The following is a 16,419-nucleotide window of genomic DNA, read 5'->3' on the forward strand; positions in this document are numbered from 1 at the left end:
GCCGCCAGCAACCCGGCATCCCGGACCTTCGCCGCCGACGAACACAGATCGGCCAAGTCGTCGCCGCGGGCCTGCAGCAGGGTCGTCGCCTCGTCCACGTTCAGAGTGGCGCCGTCGCGGGCACGTCGCAGCACCCGCCGCATGGCGGAGGCGGAGGGGGCCACTTCCTGCGCAGAGGCGCCGGACGGAGCTGGTGCCGGAACACCGGGCATGGGAAGCATCGTGGGCCGGCCGGATTCTTCACCTGAATGGGTCACCCAGCGATCATGCGCCATCGACGACGGCTACTGCCACCCAGACTCCCGCGAACCGTGCGGATCGCTATTCGCGGGGGTAGTCCTCGTCGACCGGAACCGCCCGGCTCTGTTCGGCCACGTCCGCCTCGTTCACCTCCAGTGACGACACTTCTTCGACCTCGTCGGAACTGTCGTCGTCCACGGCGAGTTCCTGCTCGAGCCGGTCTGCCTCGGGAACCTCCGGAGAATCGGCCGCATCGAATGACGTCATGTCTGCGCTCCTTTCACTTCGGGGGGTTCTCCCACGATAGGACGGTTCTCGACAGAATGCCGGGGCACGGCCAAAGTAGGGGCATGAGTGTGCCCACCACCGTCACGATGGCGGACCCGCTGTGGCGGCCCAGCCCCAAGGCCAAGCAACTGTGGGCGATCAACGCCGCCCTGCTCTGGCTTCCGCTGTTCGTCGTGCAAGTCGTCGCTCTCGTCTTCCACTGGTGGCCCGTGTGGGTACACGTCACGGTCCTCACGGTCACCGTCGTGCTCGCGGTCCTCCACGTCGCCGTCGTCCCGCTCTGGCGGTACCGGGTGCACCGCTGGGAGATCAGCGATACCGCGGTCTACACCCGCAGCGGTTGGTTCACCCAGGAACGACGCATCGCGCCCATCTCCCGCATCCAGACCGTCGACACCGAACGCGGACCCATCGACCGCATGCTCGGGCTGGCGACCGTCACCGTCACGACGGCGTCGTCCGCCGGTGCCGTCAAGATCTCCGCCCTCGATCAGGACACCGCCGACCGCACCGTCGCGCGGCTCACCGAGATCGCGGGCACCAATGTCGGTGACGCCACATGAGTGCGGCACCGGAACCGGGAATCGCTCCCCCTATCGCGCACGGCGAGGCTGCGGTCGCCGCCGAGGAGGAACAGCCCTGGTTGCGCCTGGACCGCCGGATGCTGCTCGTCCACCCCGTCAACGAGATCGTCAAACTGCTGCCCGTATTGCTGATTTCGCTGGTGATCGGCACCCAGAGCGGCAACCACGTGTGGAGTCTCGTCGCCATCGTCGTGTTCGTGGTGTTCGGCATCTCGCGCTGGTTCACGACGAGCTACCGCATCGGCCCGGTCCACGTGCAACTGCGGCAGGGCCTGTTCCGCAAACGCCTGCTGTCGGTACCACGCAACCGCATCCGGTCCGTCGACGTGGAGGCGGGGGTCCTGCATCGCCTGCTCGGGCTGTCGATCGTGCGCATCGGCACCGGCCAGCAGGTGGGTTCCAAACCCGACGCGGCGAAGTTCGAACTCAACGCCCTCTCCACCGGGCTGGTTCCCGACCTGCGGGCCGCGCTCCTCACCCGGAAGCCCTCCCCCGACGTCGAGCCGACCGCGATCGCGCGGGAGCCCGCGGTCACCGAGATCGGCCACTGGACACCGGCCTGGGTCCGCTACGCCCCGTTCTCGGTGACGGGCGTGGTGACCATCGCGGCGATCGTCGGTCTCGCGTTCCAGTACGGGATCGGCGCGAAGATCGCCCGCTCGTCGACGGTGGCCGAAGGCATCGAATCCGCTGAGCGCGTCGGGATCGCGATCGCCGTCGTCGTCGGGATCGTCGTCCTCCTGATCGCCGCCAGCGCCCTGGCGTGCATCCGGTACCTCCTGACGTACGGCAACATGGCGCTGACGGACAACGGCCGCACCCTGCACGTCAGCCACGGCCTGCTGAAGACCCGTCAGACCACCCTGGACCGCGCCCGCCTGCGCGGGACGACCCTCAAGGAACCACTCCTCCTCCGACTCGCCGGCGGCGCCCGACTGGATGCCGTCATGACCGGCGTCAGCGCCGAGAGACGGGAGTCGTCACTCCTGCTCCCCCAGGCACCGCGCGCGGAAGCGGAACGGGTGATGGCCACCGTCATCGGCGACCACCGCCAGGCCGCCGCACCGCTCACCCCGCACGGACCGGTCGCCCAGCGGCGGCGCTACACGCGGGCCCTGATTCCCGCCGAGATCGCGCTCGCCGTCGCCCTGGTCTTCGTGATCCTCGATCGGCCCGTGTTCTGGGCCGCGTGGGCCGCGATCGTCGCGCTCGCCGTCGGCGGTGTGCTGCTGGCGTGGGACCGGTACCGCGGCCTCGGCCATGCGGTGCTCCCCGGGTGGCTGATCACCCGCAGCGGCTCCCTCGACCGCGCCCGGGACAGCCTCGAAGCCGACGGGATCATCGGGTGGACCGTCCGGCAGACATTCTTCCAGCGGCGGGCCGGGGTGGCGACCATCATCGCCGCCACACCCGCAGGCACCGGAAAATACCTGGTGATCGATCTGCCTGCCGACCAGGCGTGGTCGCTCGTCGAGTCGGTGACACCCGGCGGAGGTGACGTGTGGGCGCGGCGCTGACCGACATCGCCGGTCTCGACGCGCAGCTGATCGAATGCCGAGCCTGCCCCCGCCTCGTCGAATGGCGGGAGAAGGTCGCACGCGAGAAGCGCGCGTCGTTCCGCGACGAAACCTATTGGGGACGTCCGGTTCCCGGATTCGGTCCACCCGACGCGTCCCTGCTGATCGTCGGTCTCGCCCCCGCCGCCCACGGCGCGAACCGCACCGGGCGCATGTTCACCGGCGACCGCAGCGGCGACTTCCTCTACGCCGCACTCCACGCCGTGGGACTCGCAAGCCAGCCCACCGCCACCCACATCGGCGACGGCCTCGAACTGTTCGGCGTCCGCATCACGTCCCCGGTGCACTGCGCGCCGCCCGCGAACAAGCCCACCCCGGACGAACGCGACAACTGCCGCCACTGGCTCGACGCCGAACTGCGCATCCTGCAACCCCACCTGCGGTCGGTGATCGTGCTCGGCGGATTCGGCTGGCAGTCGCTGCTCCCCGTCCTCGACGACGCCGGCTGGGCCGTCCCCCGGCCGCGACCCAAGTTCGGGCACGGCGCGCACGTCGAACTCCCCGGCGCCGAACGTCCCCTGCACCTGTTCGGCTGCTACCACGTCAGCCAGCAGAACACCTTCACCGGCCGCCTCACGCCCGCCATGCTCGAGTCGGTGCTGTCCGAGGCCGCCCGCGTCGCCGGCTTGATCGGGTGACCACACCTCCGGGGGGCGAACGGTACATCCGACCTGCCTGAAGCGCCGAAGGTGCCGTTCACCCAGCTACCGCCGGTTCGGGAGTTCCTCGATGATGTATTTGGCCATGCTGCCGAGCCGGGGGCGGGCGGGTTGCATGGTGTCGACGCCGAGGGCGGTGAGGGGCGAGGCGGTCACCGAGCCGACGCAGACGGGTGCGACCGGACCTGCGAATGCGTGCAGGAGGGGCTCGACGCGGTCGGTGTCCTTCGCGGTGCTGAGGAGCGACGACACGGCGGGTGCGCTGGTGAAGGTGACGGCGTCGACCTCGGCTCGGATGATCTGGTCGAGCAGTGTGAGCAGCGGCTGCTGGTTCTCGGGTCTGATCCACCGGTACACCGACACGGCCGTCGTCTCGGCCCCGGCGCCGGCGAGGGAGACGCTCAGGTCGGTCATCGGTTCCCATTCGGTGATGGTGCCGTGCAACTGGACCGCGACTCGTAGACCGCGCACACCCTCGGCGACGAGGTGTTGGTGCACCTCTTCGGACGATTCGGTTTCCGGCGACCACTCCTCGCGCAGGCCGACGCCGCGGACGGCGCCCTTCGCCTTGGGACCGCGGGTGATGATCCGCGCCGATTGCAGGGCGGCGAGCAGTGCGTCCTCCTCGTGCCAGGCCCGCGCCGCGTCCAGCCATCCGCGGAATCCGACGGCGGTGCTGACGACGAGTAGGTCCGGCGGCGACGCGATGATGTCGGCGGTGCGGGACCGCAGATCGGTGTCGTCGACGAGCGGCAGCACGTGGATGGCCGGTGTGTGGACGATGGCGGCCCCGTGCCGTTCGAGGAGCGTGATGAACTCGGCGGCCCGGCGTTCGGCGGTGACGGCGATGGTCAGTCCGGAAAGTTCGTCGTTCGACATTCTCCCAGTGTGACGGACGAATCGCACTAAGCTGCCCACATGATCACTGCTGTGCACACATTGGTCTACGCCGACGACGCCGAGGCGGCCCGCGACTTCTTCCGCGACGTGCTCGGCTGGTCACACGTCGACGCCGGCGGCGGTTGGCTGATTTTCCGCACCGGACCGTCCGAGATGGGTGTGCACCCCACCTCGGACGATCGGGGCGGTGAGCCGTGGTCGACGCGGCCGCACCATGAGATCTCCCTGATGTGCGACGACATCGAGTCGACCGTCGCGGAACTCGAGGCCAAGGGTGCCGAGTTCACCCGCGGAATCCGCGACGACGGGTACGGCCTCACCACGTCCGTGAAGATTCCCGGTGCGGGCGAGATGATGCTGTACCAGCCTCGGCACCCGGTGGCGTTCGAGCGTTAGGCCTTCGCCTGCGCGCTGCTGCGCGCCGCATTGGCCTGTTCGCCCGCCTTCGGGTCGGTCTCCGATTGTTTCTTCCCGACACCGTCGGCGATCCGATCGCCGAGGGTCTTGTCGACGTTGCGCCAGTACTCGAACGCCTTCGCCAGAACCGGTTCGCTGACGCCGTTCAGCAGATGGCCGACGATGTTGTCCACCAAGCGGTCCCGGGCGGCGTCGTCGAGCACTTCACGGACCATCGTCCCGGCCTGCCCCCAGTCGTCGTCCTCCCTGTGGAGCGCGTACGGCGAGCGGACCATGTCGCCGGCGCTGTACCAGGTGGCGGTCTCCCCCACCTGCGACGGGTCGGCGTGCGGGCCGCCCTTGGAATTCGGCACGTAGACCGGATCCCCGGGGTTGTGGTGCCGCATGTTGCCGTCCTTCGAGTACGAGCGGACGGGCACGTGCGGCCTGTTGACGGGCAGCTCCTTGTAGTTGGCGCCGATACGGTAGCGGTGGGCGTCCGGGTAGGAGAACAGTCGGCCGATCAGCATCTTGTCCGGGCTCGGGCCGATGCCGGGGACCAGGTTGCTGGGCTCGAACGCGGCCTGTTCGATCTCACAGTGGTAGTCCGTGGGGTTGCGGTCGAGCGTCATCCGGCCGACGGGGATCAGCGGGTAGTCGCTGTGCGGCCACACCTTGGTGAGGTCGAACGGGTTGAACCGGTAGTCGTCGGCATCCGCGAACGGCATGATCTGCATGTTCAAGGTCCAGCTCGGGTACTCGCCACCTTCGATGTGCTCCCACAGGTCTCGCGTGTGGTAATCGGTGTCCATGGACGCCATCTGGTCGCCCTCGTGCTGCGTGAAGAACTCGATGCCCTGGTCGGTCTTGAAGTGGTACTTCACCCAGAACTTGTCGCCGGCGGCGTTCACCCACATGTACGTGTGGCTGGAGTACCCGTTCATGTGCCGCCAGGTGCGCGGGATGCCGCGGTCGCCCATGAGCCACGTGACCTGGTGCGCCGACTCCGGGGACAACGTCCAGAAGTCCCACTGCATGTCGTGGTCGCGGAGGTTGTTGTCGGCACGTCGCTTCTGCGAGCGGATGAAGTCCTGGAACTTCATCGGGTCGCGCACGAAGAAAACAGGTGTGTTGTTCCCGACCATGTCGTAGTTGCCCTGGTCGGTGTAGAACTTCACGGCGAATCCACGTGGGTCGCGCCACGTGTCCGGGCTGCCGCGCTCGCCGGCCACGGACGAGAACCTGATCAGCAGGTCCGTCTTCTTGCCGGGTTGGAATAGATCGGCTTTCGTGTAGGCGGAGACATCTTCGGTAACTTCGAACCGTCCGAACGCCCCGCCTCCCTTGGCGTGCGGTTGGCGCTCCGCAACGCGTTCGCGGTTGAACTGGGCCATCTTCTCGATCAGATAGTGATCCTGGAGCAGGATCGGCCCGTCCGTCCCGATCGTGAGCGAGTGCTCGTCACTCGGTACCGGGATGCCGGCGTCGTCGGTCGTGAAGTTCTGATCTGTCATCGCGGTGCTCCTTCAGCAGACTGCTGGTCGCTACCGCGTACCCTCGCCCACCGTCGGTGAAACAGATCCGAACGCCGCCTTCGCGCTGACTTTCCACAGGTAGACCGCCGCCGGGACCAGTGAACCGATCAGGAGCAGGAGCGTCCAGACGGACGCGAGCATGAGCACGTCGCCGCCCGGACCGCCGAACATGCAGAGCAGGAAACCGAACCCCCACCCCGTGAGCGGCAGCACGCCCGTGCCCACCCGGCCGGTCGTCGACTTGGCTGCGATCACCAGCGCCAGGTTGGCGACCGCGGCGGCGAGGATGCTGATCGGGAACGGCGTGGCGCCGAGGTAGGTGGGCAGGAAGAGCACCGAGAGGACGGCGCACAGAAAACCGTCGAACACCAGCAGCGCGAGGGTGACCCTCCCCAGAACATCGAGGTGCCCGGGTTTCGCTGCGGTGCCGACGGTCATGTGTCAATAGTGGATCAGGCGACGGGCGGGTAGCCCAGCAGGGTCAGCAAATGGCTCTGCATGTCGGCGAATCCGTACAGCACGCTGTAGTACAGGTCGTGCTGGGCCGGCCACGACGGCCGGAGCGTATCGACGAACGCGACGATGGCGTTCTGAACATCCCAGTTGTACATCTATCGCCTCTCCTGACGGGTGTCACACGGACTCGACCGGGGCCGCTGCGTGACGTGGGCCACAGTGTAATACGTAAGGCTCGTCACAGATACCTGCGGTCAGTGACCGATGCCACCGAAGAGGTCCCGTTCCCTGCCGTCGGCGTCCCGCTCCCCGGCGGCGCCGCGGACCAGCACGAAGTGTTCCTCCGCCAGAATCGGCTGTGCGATGTCGTTGGAGAGCGCGTACTCGGTGCCGCTCGGCGCCACCGTCACCTGGGTGGCGTGCGCCGACAACGCTTCCCTCTTCGCGTCGAGCACGCCCCGCACGTCGATCACCGTCGTCACGTCCGCGTCCGGGACGCTCGGCAATTCGCCGGGCTCCGGCAACCGCCAGCCGTCGGGGATGTCTCCGATACGGCAGATTCCCGACTCGAGCGCGCTCGCCTCGGTCACCGTCCAGTACAGCTTTGCGACCTCCCACGGTTCGCCGCAGTCCGGGTACTGCGCCGAACCCGCCGCCTCGACGGCCGCGGTGGTGACCGTGTGCACCTGGATGTGGTCGGGGTGCCCGTACCCGCCGTCCGGGTCGTAGGTGACCACGACGTGCGGCCGCAGTTCCCGGATGACGGCCACCATCGCGGCGGTCACGGAGTCGCGGTCGGCGTTGACGAAGGCGCGCGGGTTGGCTGCCGACGCCGTGCCCGCCATGCCGGAATCACGGAAGTGCCCCGCCCCCGACAGGAACCGCGGCCTTCCCGCACCGAGACACGACAGCGCGGACGTCAGTTCGCCGATCCGGAAACCGCCGAGCTGATCGGCGGCGTCGGCGACCAGCTGCGCCCACTCGTCGCCGATCACCTCGCCTTCCTCGCCGAGCGTGCACGTCAGGACGTGAACGTCGGCGCCCTCGGCGGCGTAGCGGGCGATGGTGCCGCCGGTGGTGAGGGTCTCGTCGTCGGGATGGGCATGAACCAGCAGAAGTCGCCGCTCACTCATTCCTTGATCCTGCTCCAGTCCGCTGCGTCACTGAATATTCCGACCGGCACGGCCCCCGACAGCGACACCCCGTCGACGCCGGGTCCCGCCGCGACGAGTGTGCGGTCCTGCATGATCGGTAGCACCGCGGCCAGATCCCACAGTTTGCGGTCGGCGTCGGCGAGAGCTTGCGGCACATCACCGACCCCCCGCAGCGCGGCGTCGATGGACGGCTGAAGGGTGGGGTCGCAGACTCCCGACAGATTCGACGGGGCCTCGGCGTCCGCAACCGAATCACGTTCGGGGTCGGCGGTTTCGGTGTTCGGCTGCGTTGCCGCGACCACTGCGGGCGGGCAACTGTGACGGGAGGCCAGCGCCGTCGCCGGGTCGGATCCGGCGCGCGACCAACCCACGACCGCCCCGATCTCACCCTTGCTCAGCGACTCCCCGTACAACTCCTCAGCGGGCAGCGACGTCACGGTGGCGTCGACACCGGCGCCGCGCAACTGGTCGGCGGCCGTGTTGGCGACTGCACTGGCGGTGTCGTCACCCTCGGGTGTCCCGATGGCGAGCGTCAGCGGGACGCCGTCGCGGACGAGCCGGGTCGACGGCGCCACGCCTGTGGGAACGACGGTGCCCGTGGAAGTTTCGGCGACGTATCCGTACTCGGCCAGCTGCGCGAGCACCTGTTCGCGGCCCGGCCGTGCGGGTGCGGTCGCGGTGTAACCGGGATCGGAGGGGGCGTAGACCTGCGAGCGCGCCGGGACCGCCGCCGCCTCACTGCCGGCCCCGACGACGGCGAGCAGGTCGGTGTCCAGCAGCTCCAGAAGACTCTTCCGCACCCGGACGTCCGCGAGTTCGGGAACCCGGCCGTTCAGCGTGAGGTCGAGTCCGCGCGGTTGGAAAGACGAACCCGTCCGCACCGTCGGGATCGCCGCCAGCTGGGCGGAAGTGGCTGTGCCCCCGTGAATCTGGACGATATGCGTGTCGTTGTTGCGCATCGAGTCGGCGAGCTGCGACGGGGTGCCGTCGCGGCGCATCAGGATCTGGTCGGGCGTCGCCGGTTTGTCCCAGAACCGGTCGTTGCGTTCGAGCAGGATCTCGTCGCGTCCGCGGTCGATCGACTTGATGTGGAAGTGCCCGCCCGACACCGGGATGTTCTCGGACAGTCCGGTCGCGAAGCCGCCGGGGGAATCCTTGATGAGATGCGACGGCAGCAGGTCGGTGAAGAGTTCACGCCACGCCGGGTAGGCGGCCTTCATGACGACGCTGACCGTCTTGCCGCCACCGGACGACCTGACGTCCTCGATCAGCTCGTAGCCTGCGGGGTCGACCACGCCGGGGGCACTGATCATCTGCTGCCACAGGTAGCGGAAGTCCTCGGCGGCGATGGGCGCGCCGTCGGACCACTGCGCCTCGTTCCGCAGCTGGTACGTGACGGTGAACGGTTCCTGCGACGTGACGTCCGCGGAGATCACCAGCGAGGAGTCGGGAATCCAGGTGCTGCCGCCTGGGCGGGCAGTATCGGGCACCGGCCGGAACGGGCTCGGCAGCACGAGGGCGCTGACCGCGGAATTCGCCGGCGACTGGTCCGACAGGAGGTGCGGGTTGAATCCGCTGCCCACGTCGTCGATGGCGACGACGACGGGCTGCTTCTCGGTCGGCGACACCGTCGGCTTGGGGCTGTCGGTGCTCTCGACCGGCGGGGGCGGATCGGCGGTGCACGACGTGAGCATCGCCGTCGACACTGCCAGCAGGAGCGCGGTCACCGCCGCACCGTTCCCGCGCCTTCGGCCCCGTACTCCTCGAACTCTCGCGAGTCGACCCCCAGCAACCACCGCGCCGCCTTTCCTCAGAGATACCGGAAGGCTCCGGAAACCCACGAGCGAATGTACCTTCGGCCGGCGATCGACCGAAGGTACATTCGCCCGGTTGTGTATGACGTGGTCGGACGTGCCGACTACAGAGCAGCCTTGTCGCGGGCCTTGGAGCGTGAACGCTCACGGGCACGGTCGGTGGCCGACAGGTGCACCTTGCGCACGCGCACGACCTCCGGGGTGACCTCCACGCACTCGTCGCCGGCGCAGAACTCCATCGCGCCTTCGAGCTCGAGCTTGATGGGCTTGGCGAGGGTCTCCATCACGTCGGCGGAGGACTGACGCATGTTGGTCAGCTTCTTCTCGCGGGTGACGTTGATGTCGAGGTCCTCCTGGCGCGGGTTGATGCCCACGACCATGCCCTCGTAGGTGTCGGCGCCGGGTTCGACGAAGAACGTTCCGCGATCGGCGAGCTGGATCATCGCGAACGGGGTGACCGAACCGGTGCGGTCCGAGACGAGCGAGCCGGTGTGGCGGGCGCGGATCTCGCCGGCCCACGGCGCGTAGCCGTGGAACACGGCGTTCGCGATGCCGGTGCCGCGGGTCTCGGTGAGGAAGTCGGTGCGGAAACCGATCAGGCCGCGCGACGGGACGATGAACTCCATCCGGACCCAGCCCGCGCCGTGGTTGGCCATCTGCACCATCTTGCCCTTGCGGTTGGCGAGGAGCTGGGTGATGGCGCCGAGGTACTCCTCGGGACTGTCGATGGTGAGCTCTTCGAAGGGCTCGTGCACCTTGCCGTCGACCTGACGGGTGACCACCTGCGGCTTGCCGACGGTCAGCTCGAAGCCCTCGCGGCGCATCTGCTCGACCAGGATGGCGAGCGCGAGCTCACCACGGCCCTGAACCTCCCAGGCGTCGGGGCGACCGATGTCGAGGACCTTGAGCGAGACGTTGCCGACGAGTTCCTGGTCGAGACGCGACTTCACCATGCGGGCGGTCAGCTTGTGTCCGCTGACCCGGCCGACGAGCGGTGAGGTGTTGGTGCCGATGGTCACCGAGATGGCGGGCTGGTCGACGGTGATCCGCGGCAGCGGGACCGGGTTCTCCAGGTCGGCGAGGGTGTCGCCGATCATGATGTCGGGGAAACCGGCGACGGCGACGATGTCACCGGCGACGGCCTTCTCGGCGGGCTGACGCTCGACGCCCTTGGTGGCGAGCAGTTCGGTGATCTTGGCCTTGGTGACGACGGGCTCGCCGTCCACCTCGCGACACCAGGAGACGGTCTGGCCCTTGGTCAGCTCGCCGTTGTGGATACGGACCAGGGCGAGGCGGCCGAGGAACGCGGAGGCGTCGAGGTTGGTGACGTGGGCCTGCAGCGGCGCGTCGACGTTGCCCTTGGGTGCGGGCACGTAGTTGAGGAGCACCTCGAACAGGGCGTCGAGGTTCTCGGCGTCCGGTGCGTGACCGTTCTCGGGCTGAACCTTGGACGCCTTGCCCTCGCGGCCCGAGGCGTACAGAACGGGAAGGTCGAGGGCGAGCTCGGCGGCTTCCGCGGCCTCGTCGTCGAGGTCGGACGCCAGGTCGAGCAGCAGGTCGTGGCTCTCGGAGACGACCTCTTCGATGCGGGCGTCGGGACGGTCGGTCTTGTTGACCACGAGGATGACGGGCAGCGACGCGGCGAGCGCCTTGCGCAGCACGAAGCGGGTCTGGGGCAGCGGGCCCTCGGATGCGTCGACGAGCAGGACGACACCGTCGACCATGGACAGGCCGCGCTCGACCTCGCCACCGAAGTCGGCGTGACCGGGGGTGTCGATGACGTTGATGACCGTGACACTGCCGTCGGCGTGATGCTTGTGGACGGCGGTGTTCTTCGCGAGGATGGTGATGCCCTTCTCGCGTTCGAGGTCGCCGGAGTCCATGACGCGATCGACCAGTTCGGCGCGCTCCTCGAATGCCCCCGACTGACGCAACATGGCGTCGACGAGAGTGGTCTTGCCGTGGTCGACGTGTGCGACGATGGCAACGTTACGGAAGCTGGTGATGGTCACGCGGTGGCTCTCCTGGCTGAGTTGATTCGGCCACGCGAAAGTTCCCTCGCACGGCTTTCTGGCGGCCGCCTTGTCATCTCGATTCAGAATCCTCGTCGAGGCGATGGTAAATCGCCCAGTGCAGGCATCGCGGCCACGTGAATACTACCCGCCCGAGCGGCTACTTCGCGCATCGCCGGCTGCCCGAGCCCTGCCCGACCAGCGTAAAGTGATCTGCGCCACGTCGAATTCGGCCCGAATCGCGCGTGAGTCGGGGCCGAAAGCTGAGGGGACGCTAACCTGGGTGGAGCCGGCGATACCGGTGTTCCCCGTAGTAGGAAGGCCGAGCCGAGTATGGGCAAGGTGAAGGCCAGCAAGGTCTCGGGTCTCAAGCCGAAGAAGAAGTGCTGCCGCAGCAAGACGCGCTGCATCAAGTGCCCGGTGGTCATCATGCGCATGAAGAAGCTCGAGAACGAGGGCGCGTCCAAGAAGGAACTGAAGAAGGGGCTCAAGAAGGCCCGCGCGGCCTGAGGTCAGCCCCACCCGTTCAGGTGCAGCCGCAGGTCCGGCACCCACCCGCGGTCGTTGCCGACGAGGTCGATCTCCCCCAGTTCCCGTCCGTCCACCCACCGCAGGTCCGCGTGGTCGAGCGCGACGGGTGTTCCCGACACCAGTTCCACCCGGTACGCGCGAAGCACCCGGCCGTCGGGCAGCGGCACGTCGTCGCCGATCCGGTCGCCGCCCGACACCTCGATCCCGAGTTCTTCCCGCAGTTCGCGGCGCAGCGCGTCCTCGGCGGTCTCCCCCGCCTCCGCCTTGCCGCCGGGCAGCTCCCACAGTCCCGCGAGTTCCGGTGGCCGCGTCCGCTGCGCGAGCAACAGCCGGCCGTCGACGATGATCGCGGCCGCCACCACCTCGCCGGCGTGGTCGACAGGCCTTGCACGTTCCACTGGCACCGCACCATCATGGGGTATGGCCGAGTTGCTGTCAGACGGAGAGATCGACACCGCGCTCGCAGAACTGCCCGGGTGGCGGCGGGCGGGTGATTCCCTCGTCCGCACCGTCGAGTCGCCGAGTTTCCCCGAAGCCGTCGAGCTGGTCCGGAAGGTCGCGGAGGCGGCGGAGGCCGCGAACCACCATCCGGACATCGACATCAGGTGGCGCAAGGTCACCTACACGCTGTCGACGCATTCCGCGGGCGGGCTCACGCAGCTGGATCTGGATCTTGCTGCGCAGATCGACTCACTGGCGGGCTGACCGGGGCGGCGGCCACGGCACGCTTCGGGCGGCGCCCGGCGTAGGCCACCCAGGCGTAGACACCGAACGCGCCGACCACGTCGACCGTGCCCAGCCACGCGAGTACCGCGGGCCGGGAGATCAGCCAGATCGAGTCCTGGAAGAAGCTGAGCACCCACGGCACGCCGATGAGGGTGGTGACGAGCCAGTATCCGGCGAGGATCCGGGTTCCCAGCATCGATCCGTAGGGGCCGTGCAGCAGCCAGATCAGCATCGGAATGACCCACACCCAGTGGTGTGACCACGAGATCGGTGAGACGAGCAGCCCCAGGAGCTCGACGATGACGAGGGTGCCGAGCCGATCGTCCCGGGCGATCGCCCGCCAGGCCAGGACGGCGAGGACCACCGTGACCGCCACGGCCAGCAGCCAGAGGGCGCCCGTCTCGACGTCGTACCCGAGCAGCCGCGACAACGCGCCGCGCAGGGACTGATTCCACACCGAGCCGACCGGCCCGATGCGGTCGGCGTCGCCGAGCAGGTGGGTGAAGTACTCCCGCGCCTCCGAGCCGATCAGGAGATAGCTGACTCCGACGGTCGCGGCGAACGCGACACCCGAGAAGACCGCGGCCTTCCATCGGCGCTGCATCAGGAAGTAGAGGCCGGTGATCGCGGGGGTCAGCTTGATCCCGGCGGCGAAACCGACGAGCGCACCGGACAGCCACCACCGGGAGCTGCGGACCGCGGTCATCACGAGCAGCGCGAGGAACACGTTGATCTGGCCGTAGTCCAGCGTGGTGCGCACCGGTTCCACCCACACCCCCACCGTGGTCCACAGCACCGCGACCGCCCGCCAGTGCGGGCTGCGCGCGGCGTCACCGAGCACGAGCCCGAGGCTCATGCGCGCCAGCGCGTACAGGGCGAGGATGGTGAGCAGTTGCCAGCCGACCCCGACCAGCGGGAACGGCAGGTAGTGCAGGGGAAAGAAGACCAGCGCGGCGAACGGCGGGTAGGTGAACGGCAGCGGAAAGTCCGGTGTCACTTCCGAATAGGTGAAGTCGTAGAGACTGCCACCGCGGAGCGCCTCGGAACCGTCGACGTAGACGTGCAGGTCGACGAGGTTCATCCCGTTGGGACTCAACAGCGTCCACGCCATTCGCCCGAGCACCGACAGCACGAGAAGTACAGGCGCGCACCGTAACAGGCCGTGCAGGGCGGACGCTCCCCGGGACGACGTGGGAGAACGCTCGGATGACGGGTCGTCGGAGGCTGCTCCGTCGTCGGACGCTGCATGGTCGGACACAGTGTGGTGCTCTCCCCGTGAGGTGTGTAGATGTCTCAGCCGATCCCGAAACGGTCCCGCACAGCGTAGACGGCGCCCGCCGCGGACCCCGAGGTGTCCGTAGCCGCGCGTAACAGTTGCATCACCAATCACACGAACCACACGTGCCACAAGCTATGGTCACCGGAAGATCACCGTCGGGGTCTGTATGCCATACACTCCCACCGGGATGCCGCAGCTATCGGTGAACGAACTCGTGAGCTGTACAACCCGGGGGCGCTGTACATAGAGTGACCCCCCGAGCCGTCAGACGTGGATTGAGTTGTCGTCCACGCTGTTATGACTAAGGATGGGGAGACTGTGCTTCGAACCCGAGGTATGCGCAGAGCAGTAACTGCTCTCGCTGTTGCCGCAGCAGCCGCAATGGCAGTGCCGGCCCAGGCGAATGCGCAGCCGACGCCGCCGCCCGTGCCCGAAGGCATCCCCGTGGAGATGCTCGCATCGTTCGCACCCGCGATCATCGGCGCAGCCGCTGGTACCGAAGACATCGCCGCAGGACCTCAGGACGCGATCCTGGACCAGGCCCGCATCCTCCTCGAGTCCCCCGGCATCCCGCCGGAGCTCAAGTCCACTCTCGAGCGCGTCATCACGTTCCTCGACGGCAGCGGCGGCGGCGGCCCCGAGATCCCGCAGGAGAACGCACCCGTCATCGCGCAGTTCCTCTACCCGACGATCGGCAAGGGCTGCATCGGAGAGGGCGCCGACTCCGTGGGCACCGCACTCGCGGTCCCCGGTCCGGCCCAGCTGCCCCCGCCCGGACCCAAGGCAGGTCAGGCCGGTTTCGTGTTCACCGCCCTCGGAACCAGTTCCGTTGCCGCCGAACAGCCCGAGCCGCTGACCGTGACGTGGATCAACCTGGACAACCAGCGCCGCGCCACCCAGAACCTCACCAACGAGGCCAAGATCAACCCCGACGGACCGGCAACCCTGTCGGCGATCGCGGACACCGGCCCCGGCCGCGTCCTCGCGGTCGTGTCGGGTGGACTGACCACGCAGAAAGAGGGCGCCGCGCCGATCACGTGCAGCTTCCTCCCCACCGTCGGCATGTTCCAGGTCGCGTAACTCCTCACAGCTGACGAGTGAAGGGCCCTCCGGAAAATTCGGAAGGGCCCTTCACTCACGTCTGCACCGGTTCACTGTTTGCCGACGGCACCACCGTGGTAGACCGAGGAATGCCCTCGACGCATCACACACCCGACCACTCACTGCGATCGCGACACGCCCGGCGTTCGATACTGTCGATCCGTTCGGAGGGGTCGATTCTCTCGATCGGCTCCGCCTACTCCATCCTGTCCATCGGGAGTGTCGGCTCAGTGCTCTCGATCGGGTCGGTCGGGTCGGCCGGCTCGGCACTGAGCACCGCCTCGTTCGCCAGCCTCGGGTCTGCGCTGTCGGGGCTGTCGCGGTGGTCCCTGATGTCCTGGAGGGGGTGGCACGACTCGCCGCCGGAACACCCTCACCTCACGGTCATCGCCGAGGAACCGGACCTCGCCCGGGACGCGACCGCGCACGTCCAGTCCTGACTCGGTCCGGTCAGGACGTCCGCCCGGTGCGCGGCCAGGAGTTGCCGTCGTACTTCTCGATTTCGCCGTTGAACTTCGTCAGCAGCCGGCGCAGCTCGCCCCGGTCGTGGTCGCTCCACTCGGCGATGATGCGCTCGACGCCTTTTCGGCCCAGCGCCCGGTCGGCGTGAAGCTGTTCGAGTCCCAGCGCGGTGGCCTCGACCTTGCGGGCCATTCCCCCGTCCGGGTCGGGGACGCGTTCGACGAGGCCGCGCTTCAGCAAGGCGCCGATCTGCCGGTTGATCGTCGAGATGTCGAGCCGGAAGGCCTCGGCGAGCTGTTTCAGGCTGAGCGGATGTTCCAGTTCCAGTCGTCCGAGGAGGAGGTAGGCGGAACGGTCGAGTTGGAATCCCGCCCGTTGCGCATGGGCGTGATAGCGCGACAGCAATGTCAATTCGTTCTCGACAGCAGCCGCCACCTCGTCGCGTTCGGACACCGACACCTCCCGTAGTTACCGTCATTCTGCCCGAGGCATTATTGTGCACCATACACAAGATGTGTAGCGTGCACATCCCGATCAGGACCCGTTGACGAACAGCGCGGTGTAGAGGACCGAGGCGACGGTGTACACGAAATTGACGAGCAGCTCCATGGGAGAACCTCCGGGTTCCAGAGTGAAAAGAGTGACAACAGGTAATCGGAGTTGCGCCGAGGAGCGTTTCACGCCGTCCCATCCACCGGAAAATGC

The 16,419-nt window shown here is 68.0% G+C and carries 21 protein-coding genes; 8 read left to right on the top strand and 13 right to left on the bottom strand.

Going from position 1 to position 16,419, the window contains the following annotated elements:
- Both QM841_RS06210 and QM841_RS06215 read right to left on the bottom strand, forming a co-directional pair.
- Positions 1–221: hypothetical protein (locus QM841_RS06210; RefSeq protein WP_283331595.1), on the bottom strand; the 221-nt coding region annotated here is incomplete at its 3' end.
- Positions 222–321: 100 nt separating this feature from the next.
- Positions 322–507: an Rv3202a family protein gene (locus QM841_RS06215; RefSeq protein ID WP_005566848.1), complete on the bottom strand. Its 186-nt coding sequence runs from the start codon at positions 505–507 to the stop codon at positions 322–324.
- An 83-nt stretch (positions 508–590) separates the two neighbouring features.
- On the opposite strand from QM841_RS06215, the gene QM841_RS06220 reads away from it, so the two are divergent.
- Genes QM841_RS06220 through QM841_RS06230 form a run of 3 tightly spaced genes read left to right on the top strand, consistent with a single transcriptional unit; the run spans position 591 to position 3,327 of the window.
- Positions 591–1,091, top strand: a complete 501-nt coding sequence (locus QM841_RS06220; protein ID WP_283331312.1) for a PH domain-containing protein — start codon at positions 591–593, stop codon at positions 1,089–1,091.
- On the top strand, positions 1,088–2,629 hold the full coding sequence (locus tag QM841_RS06225) for a PH domain-containing protein (protein WP_283331313.1): 1,542 nt from the start codon (positions 1,088–1,090) through the stop codon (positions 2,627–2,629). Before QM841_RS06220 ends, QM841_RS06225 begins: the two co-directional genes overlap by 4 nt.
- A complete protein-coding gene (locus QM841_RS06230) occupies positions 2,614–3,327 on the top strand; it encodes a uracil-DNA glycosylase (protein ID WP_283331314.1) in 714 nt (237 codons plus the stop codon). The genes QM841_RS06225 and QM841_RS06230 overlap by 16 nt, the downstream gene beginning before the upstream one ends.
- Positions 3,328–3,393: 66 nt before the next feature.
- Here the strand turns inward: QM841_RS06230 and QM841_RS06235 are convergent, their stop codons facing one another.
- Positions 3,394–4,227, bottom strand: a complete 834-nt coding sequence (locus QM841_RS06235; protein WP_283331315.1) for a uroporphyrinogen-III synthase — start codon at positions 4,225–4,227, stop codon at positions 3,394–3,396.
- A gap of 39 nt (positions 4,228–4,266) precedes the next feature.
- On the opposite strand from QM841_RS06235, the gene QM841_RS06240 reads away from it, so the two are divergent.
- Complete coding sequence (locus tag QM841_RS06240) at positions 4,267–4,644, top strand: VOC family protein (protein WP_280781602.1); 378 nt, start codon at positions 4,267–4,269, stop codon at positions 4,642–4,644.
- Here the strand turns inward: QM841_RS06240 and QM841_RS06245 are convergent.
- The 6 genes from QM841_RS06245 to typA all read right to left on the bottom strand — a co-directional run bounded on the left by QM841_RS06245 (position 4,641) and on the right by typA (position 11,615).
- Positions 4,641–6,158, bottom strand: a complete 1,518-nt coding sequence (locus tag QM841_RS06245; RefSeq protein ID WP_280781601.1) for a catalase — start codon at positions 6,156–6,158, stop codon at positions 4,641–4,643. The genes QM841_RS06240 and QM841_RS06245 overlap by 4 nt on opposite strands.
- Before the next feature lie 30 nt (positions 6,159–6,188).
- Positions 6,189–6,617, bottom strand: a complete 429-nt coding sequence (locus QM841_RS06250) for a hypothetical protein (protein ID WP_283331316.1) — start codon at positions 6,615–6,617, stop codon at positions 6,189–6,191.
- A gap of 14 nt (positions 6,618–6,631) precedes the next feature.
- Positions 6,632–6,790, bottom strand: coding sequence for a hypothetical protein (locus QM841_RS06255; RefSeq protein WP_005239161.1), 159 nt, complete (start codon positions 6,788–6,790; stop codon positions 6,632–6,634).
- Between the two features lie 99 nt (positions 6,791–6,889).
- The gene (mshB, locus tag QM841_RS06260; protein WP_283331317.1) at positions 6,890–7,768 is read right to left on the bottom strand and encodes an N-acetyl-1-D-myo-inositol-2-amino-2-deoxy-alpha-D-glucopyranoside deacetylase; all 879 of its coding nucleotides are present in this window, start codon (positions 7,766–7,768) and stop codon (positions 6,890–6,892) included.
- Complete coding sequence (locus tag QM841_RS06265) at positions 7,765–9,585, bottom strand: ABC transporter family substrate-binding protein (RefSeq protein ID WP_283331318.1); 1,821 nt, start codon at positions 9,583–9,585, stop codon at positions 7,765–7,767. Before QM841_RS06265 ends, mshB begins: the two co-directional genes overlap by 4 nt.
- 122 nt (positions 9,586–9,707) lie before the next feature.
- Positions 9,708–11,615: a translational GTPase TypA gene (typA, locus tag QM841_RS06270; protein ID WP_009479182.1), complete on the bottom strand. Its 1,908-nt coding sequence runs from the start codon at positions 11,613–11,615 to the stop codon at positions 9,708–9,710.
- Between the two features lie 342 nt (positions 11,616–11,957).
- Between typA and QM841_RS06275 the strand changes: the two genes are divergently transcribed.
- Positions 11,958–12,125: a hypothetical protein gene (locus QM841_RS06275; RefSeq protein ID WP_162130660.1), complete on the top strand. Its 168-nt coding sequence runs from the start codon at positions 11,958–11,960 to the stop codon at positions 12,123–12,125.
- Between the two features lie 2 nt (positions 12,126–12,127).
- Here the strand turns inward: QM841_RS06275 and QM841_RS06280 are convergent, their stop codons facing one another.
- Positions 12,128–12,508 carry a (deoxy)nucleoside triphosphate pyrophosphohydrolase gene (locus QM841_RS06280; protein WP_280781620.1) on the bottom strand — a complete coding sequence of 127 codons (381 nt, stop codon included), beginning with the start codon at positions 12,506–12,508 and terminating at the stop codon, positions 12,128–12,130.
- Positions 12,509–12,566: 58 nt separating this feature from the next.
- Between QM841_RS06280 and QM841_RS06285 the strand changes: the two genes are divergently transcribed.
- Entirely contained in the window at positions 12,567–12,851 is a 285-nt protein-coding gene (locus tag QM841_RS06285; protein ID WP_005239148.1) for a 4a-hydroxytetrahydrobiopterin dehydratase, read from the top strand.
- On the opposite strand, the gene QM841_RS06290 is transcribed toward QM841_RS06285, so the two are convergent.
- The gene (locus QM841_RS06290) at positions 12,799–14,130 is read right to left on the bottom strand and encodes a mannosyltransferase (RefSeq protein WP_280781597.1); all 1,332 of its coding nucleotides are present in this window, start codon (positions 14,128–14,130) and stop codon (positions 12,799–12,801) included. The genes QM841_RS06285 and QM841_RS06290 overlap by 53 nt on opposite strands.
- A 318-nt stretch (positions 14,131–14,448) precedes the next feature.
- On the opposite strand from QM841_RS06290, the gene QM841_RS06295 reads away from it, so the two are divergent.
- A complete protein-coding gene (locus QM841_RS06295; RefSeq protein ID WP_198602241.1) occupies positions 14,449–15,231 on the top strand; it encodes an Rv1157c family protein in 783 nt (260 codons plus the stop codon).
- A 110-nt stretch (positions 15,232–15,341) separates the two neighbouring features.
- The gene (locus QM841_RS06300; protein WP_280781596.1) at positions 15,342–15,692 is read left to right on the top strand and encodes a hypothetical protein; all 351 of its coding nucleotides are present in this window, start codon (positions 15,342–15,344) and stop codon (positions 15,690–15,692) included.
- A 10-nt stretch (positions 15,693–15,702) separates the two neighbouring features.
- On the opposite strand, the gene QM841_RS06305 is transcribed toward QM841_RS06300, so the two are convergent.
- Both QM841_RS06305 and QM841_RS06310 read right to left on the bottom strand, forming a co-directional pair.
- Positions 15,703–16,173, bottom strand: a complete 471-nt coding sequence (locus QM841_RS06305; protein ID WP_280781595.1) for a MarR family winged helix-turn-helix transcriptional regulator — start codon at positions 16,171–16,173, stop codon at positions 15,703–15,705.
- 75 nt (positions 16,174–16,248) lie between these two features.
- Positions 16,249–16,395: a hypothetical protein gene (locus QM841_RS06310; protein ID WP_009479175.1), complete on the bottom strand. Its 147-nt coding sequence runs from the start codon at positions 16,393–16,395 to the stop codon at positions 16,249–16,251.
- Positions 16,396–16,419: the final 24 nt, after the last annotated feature.

The organism is Rhodococcus sp. IEGM 1307 (genome assembly GCF_030056915.1).
In the GTDB taxonomy this organism is placed as follows: domain Bacteria; phylum Actinomycetota; class Actinomycetes; order Mycobacteriales; family Mycobacteriaceae; genus Rhodococcus_F; species Rhodococcus_F opacus_D.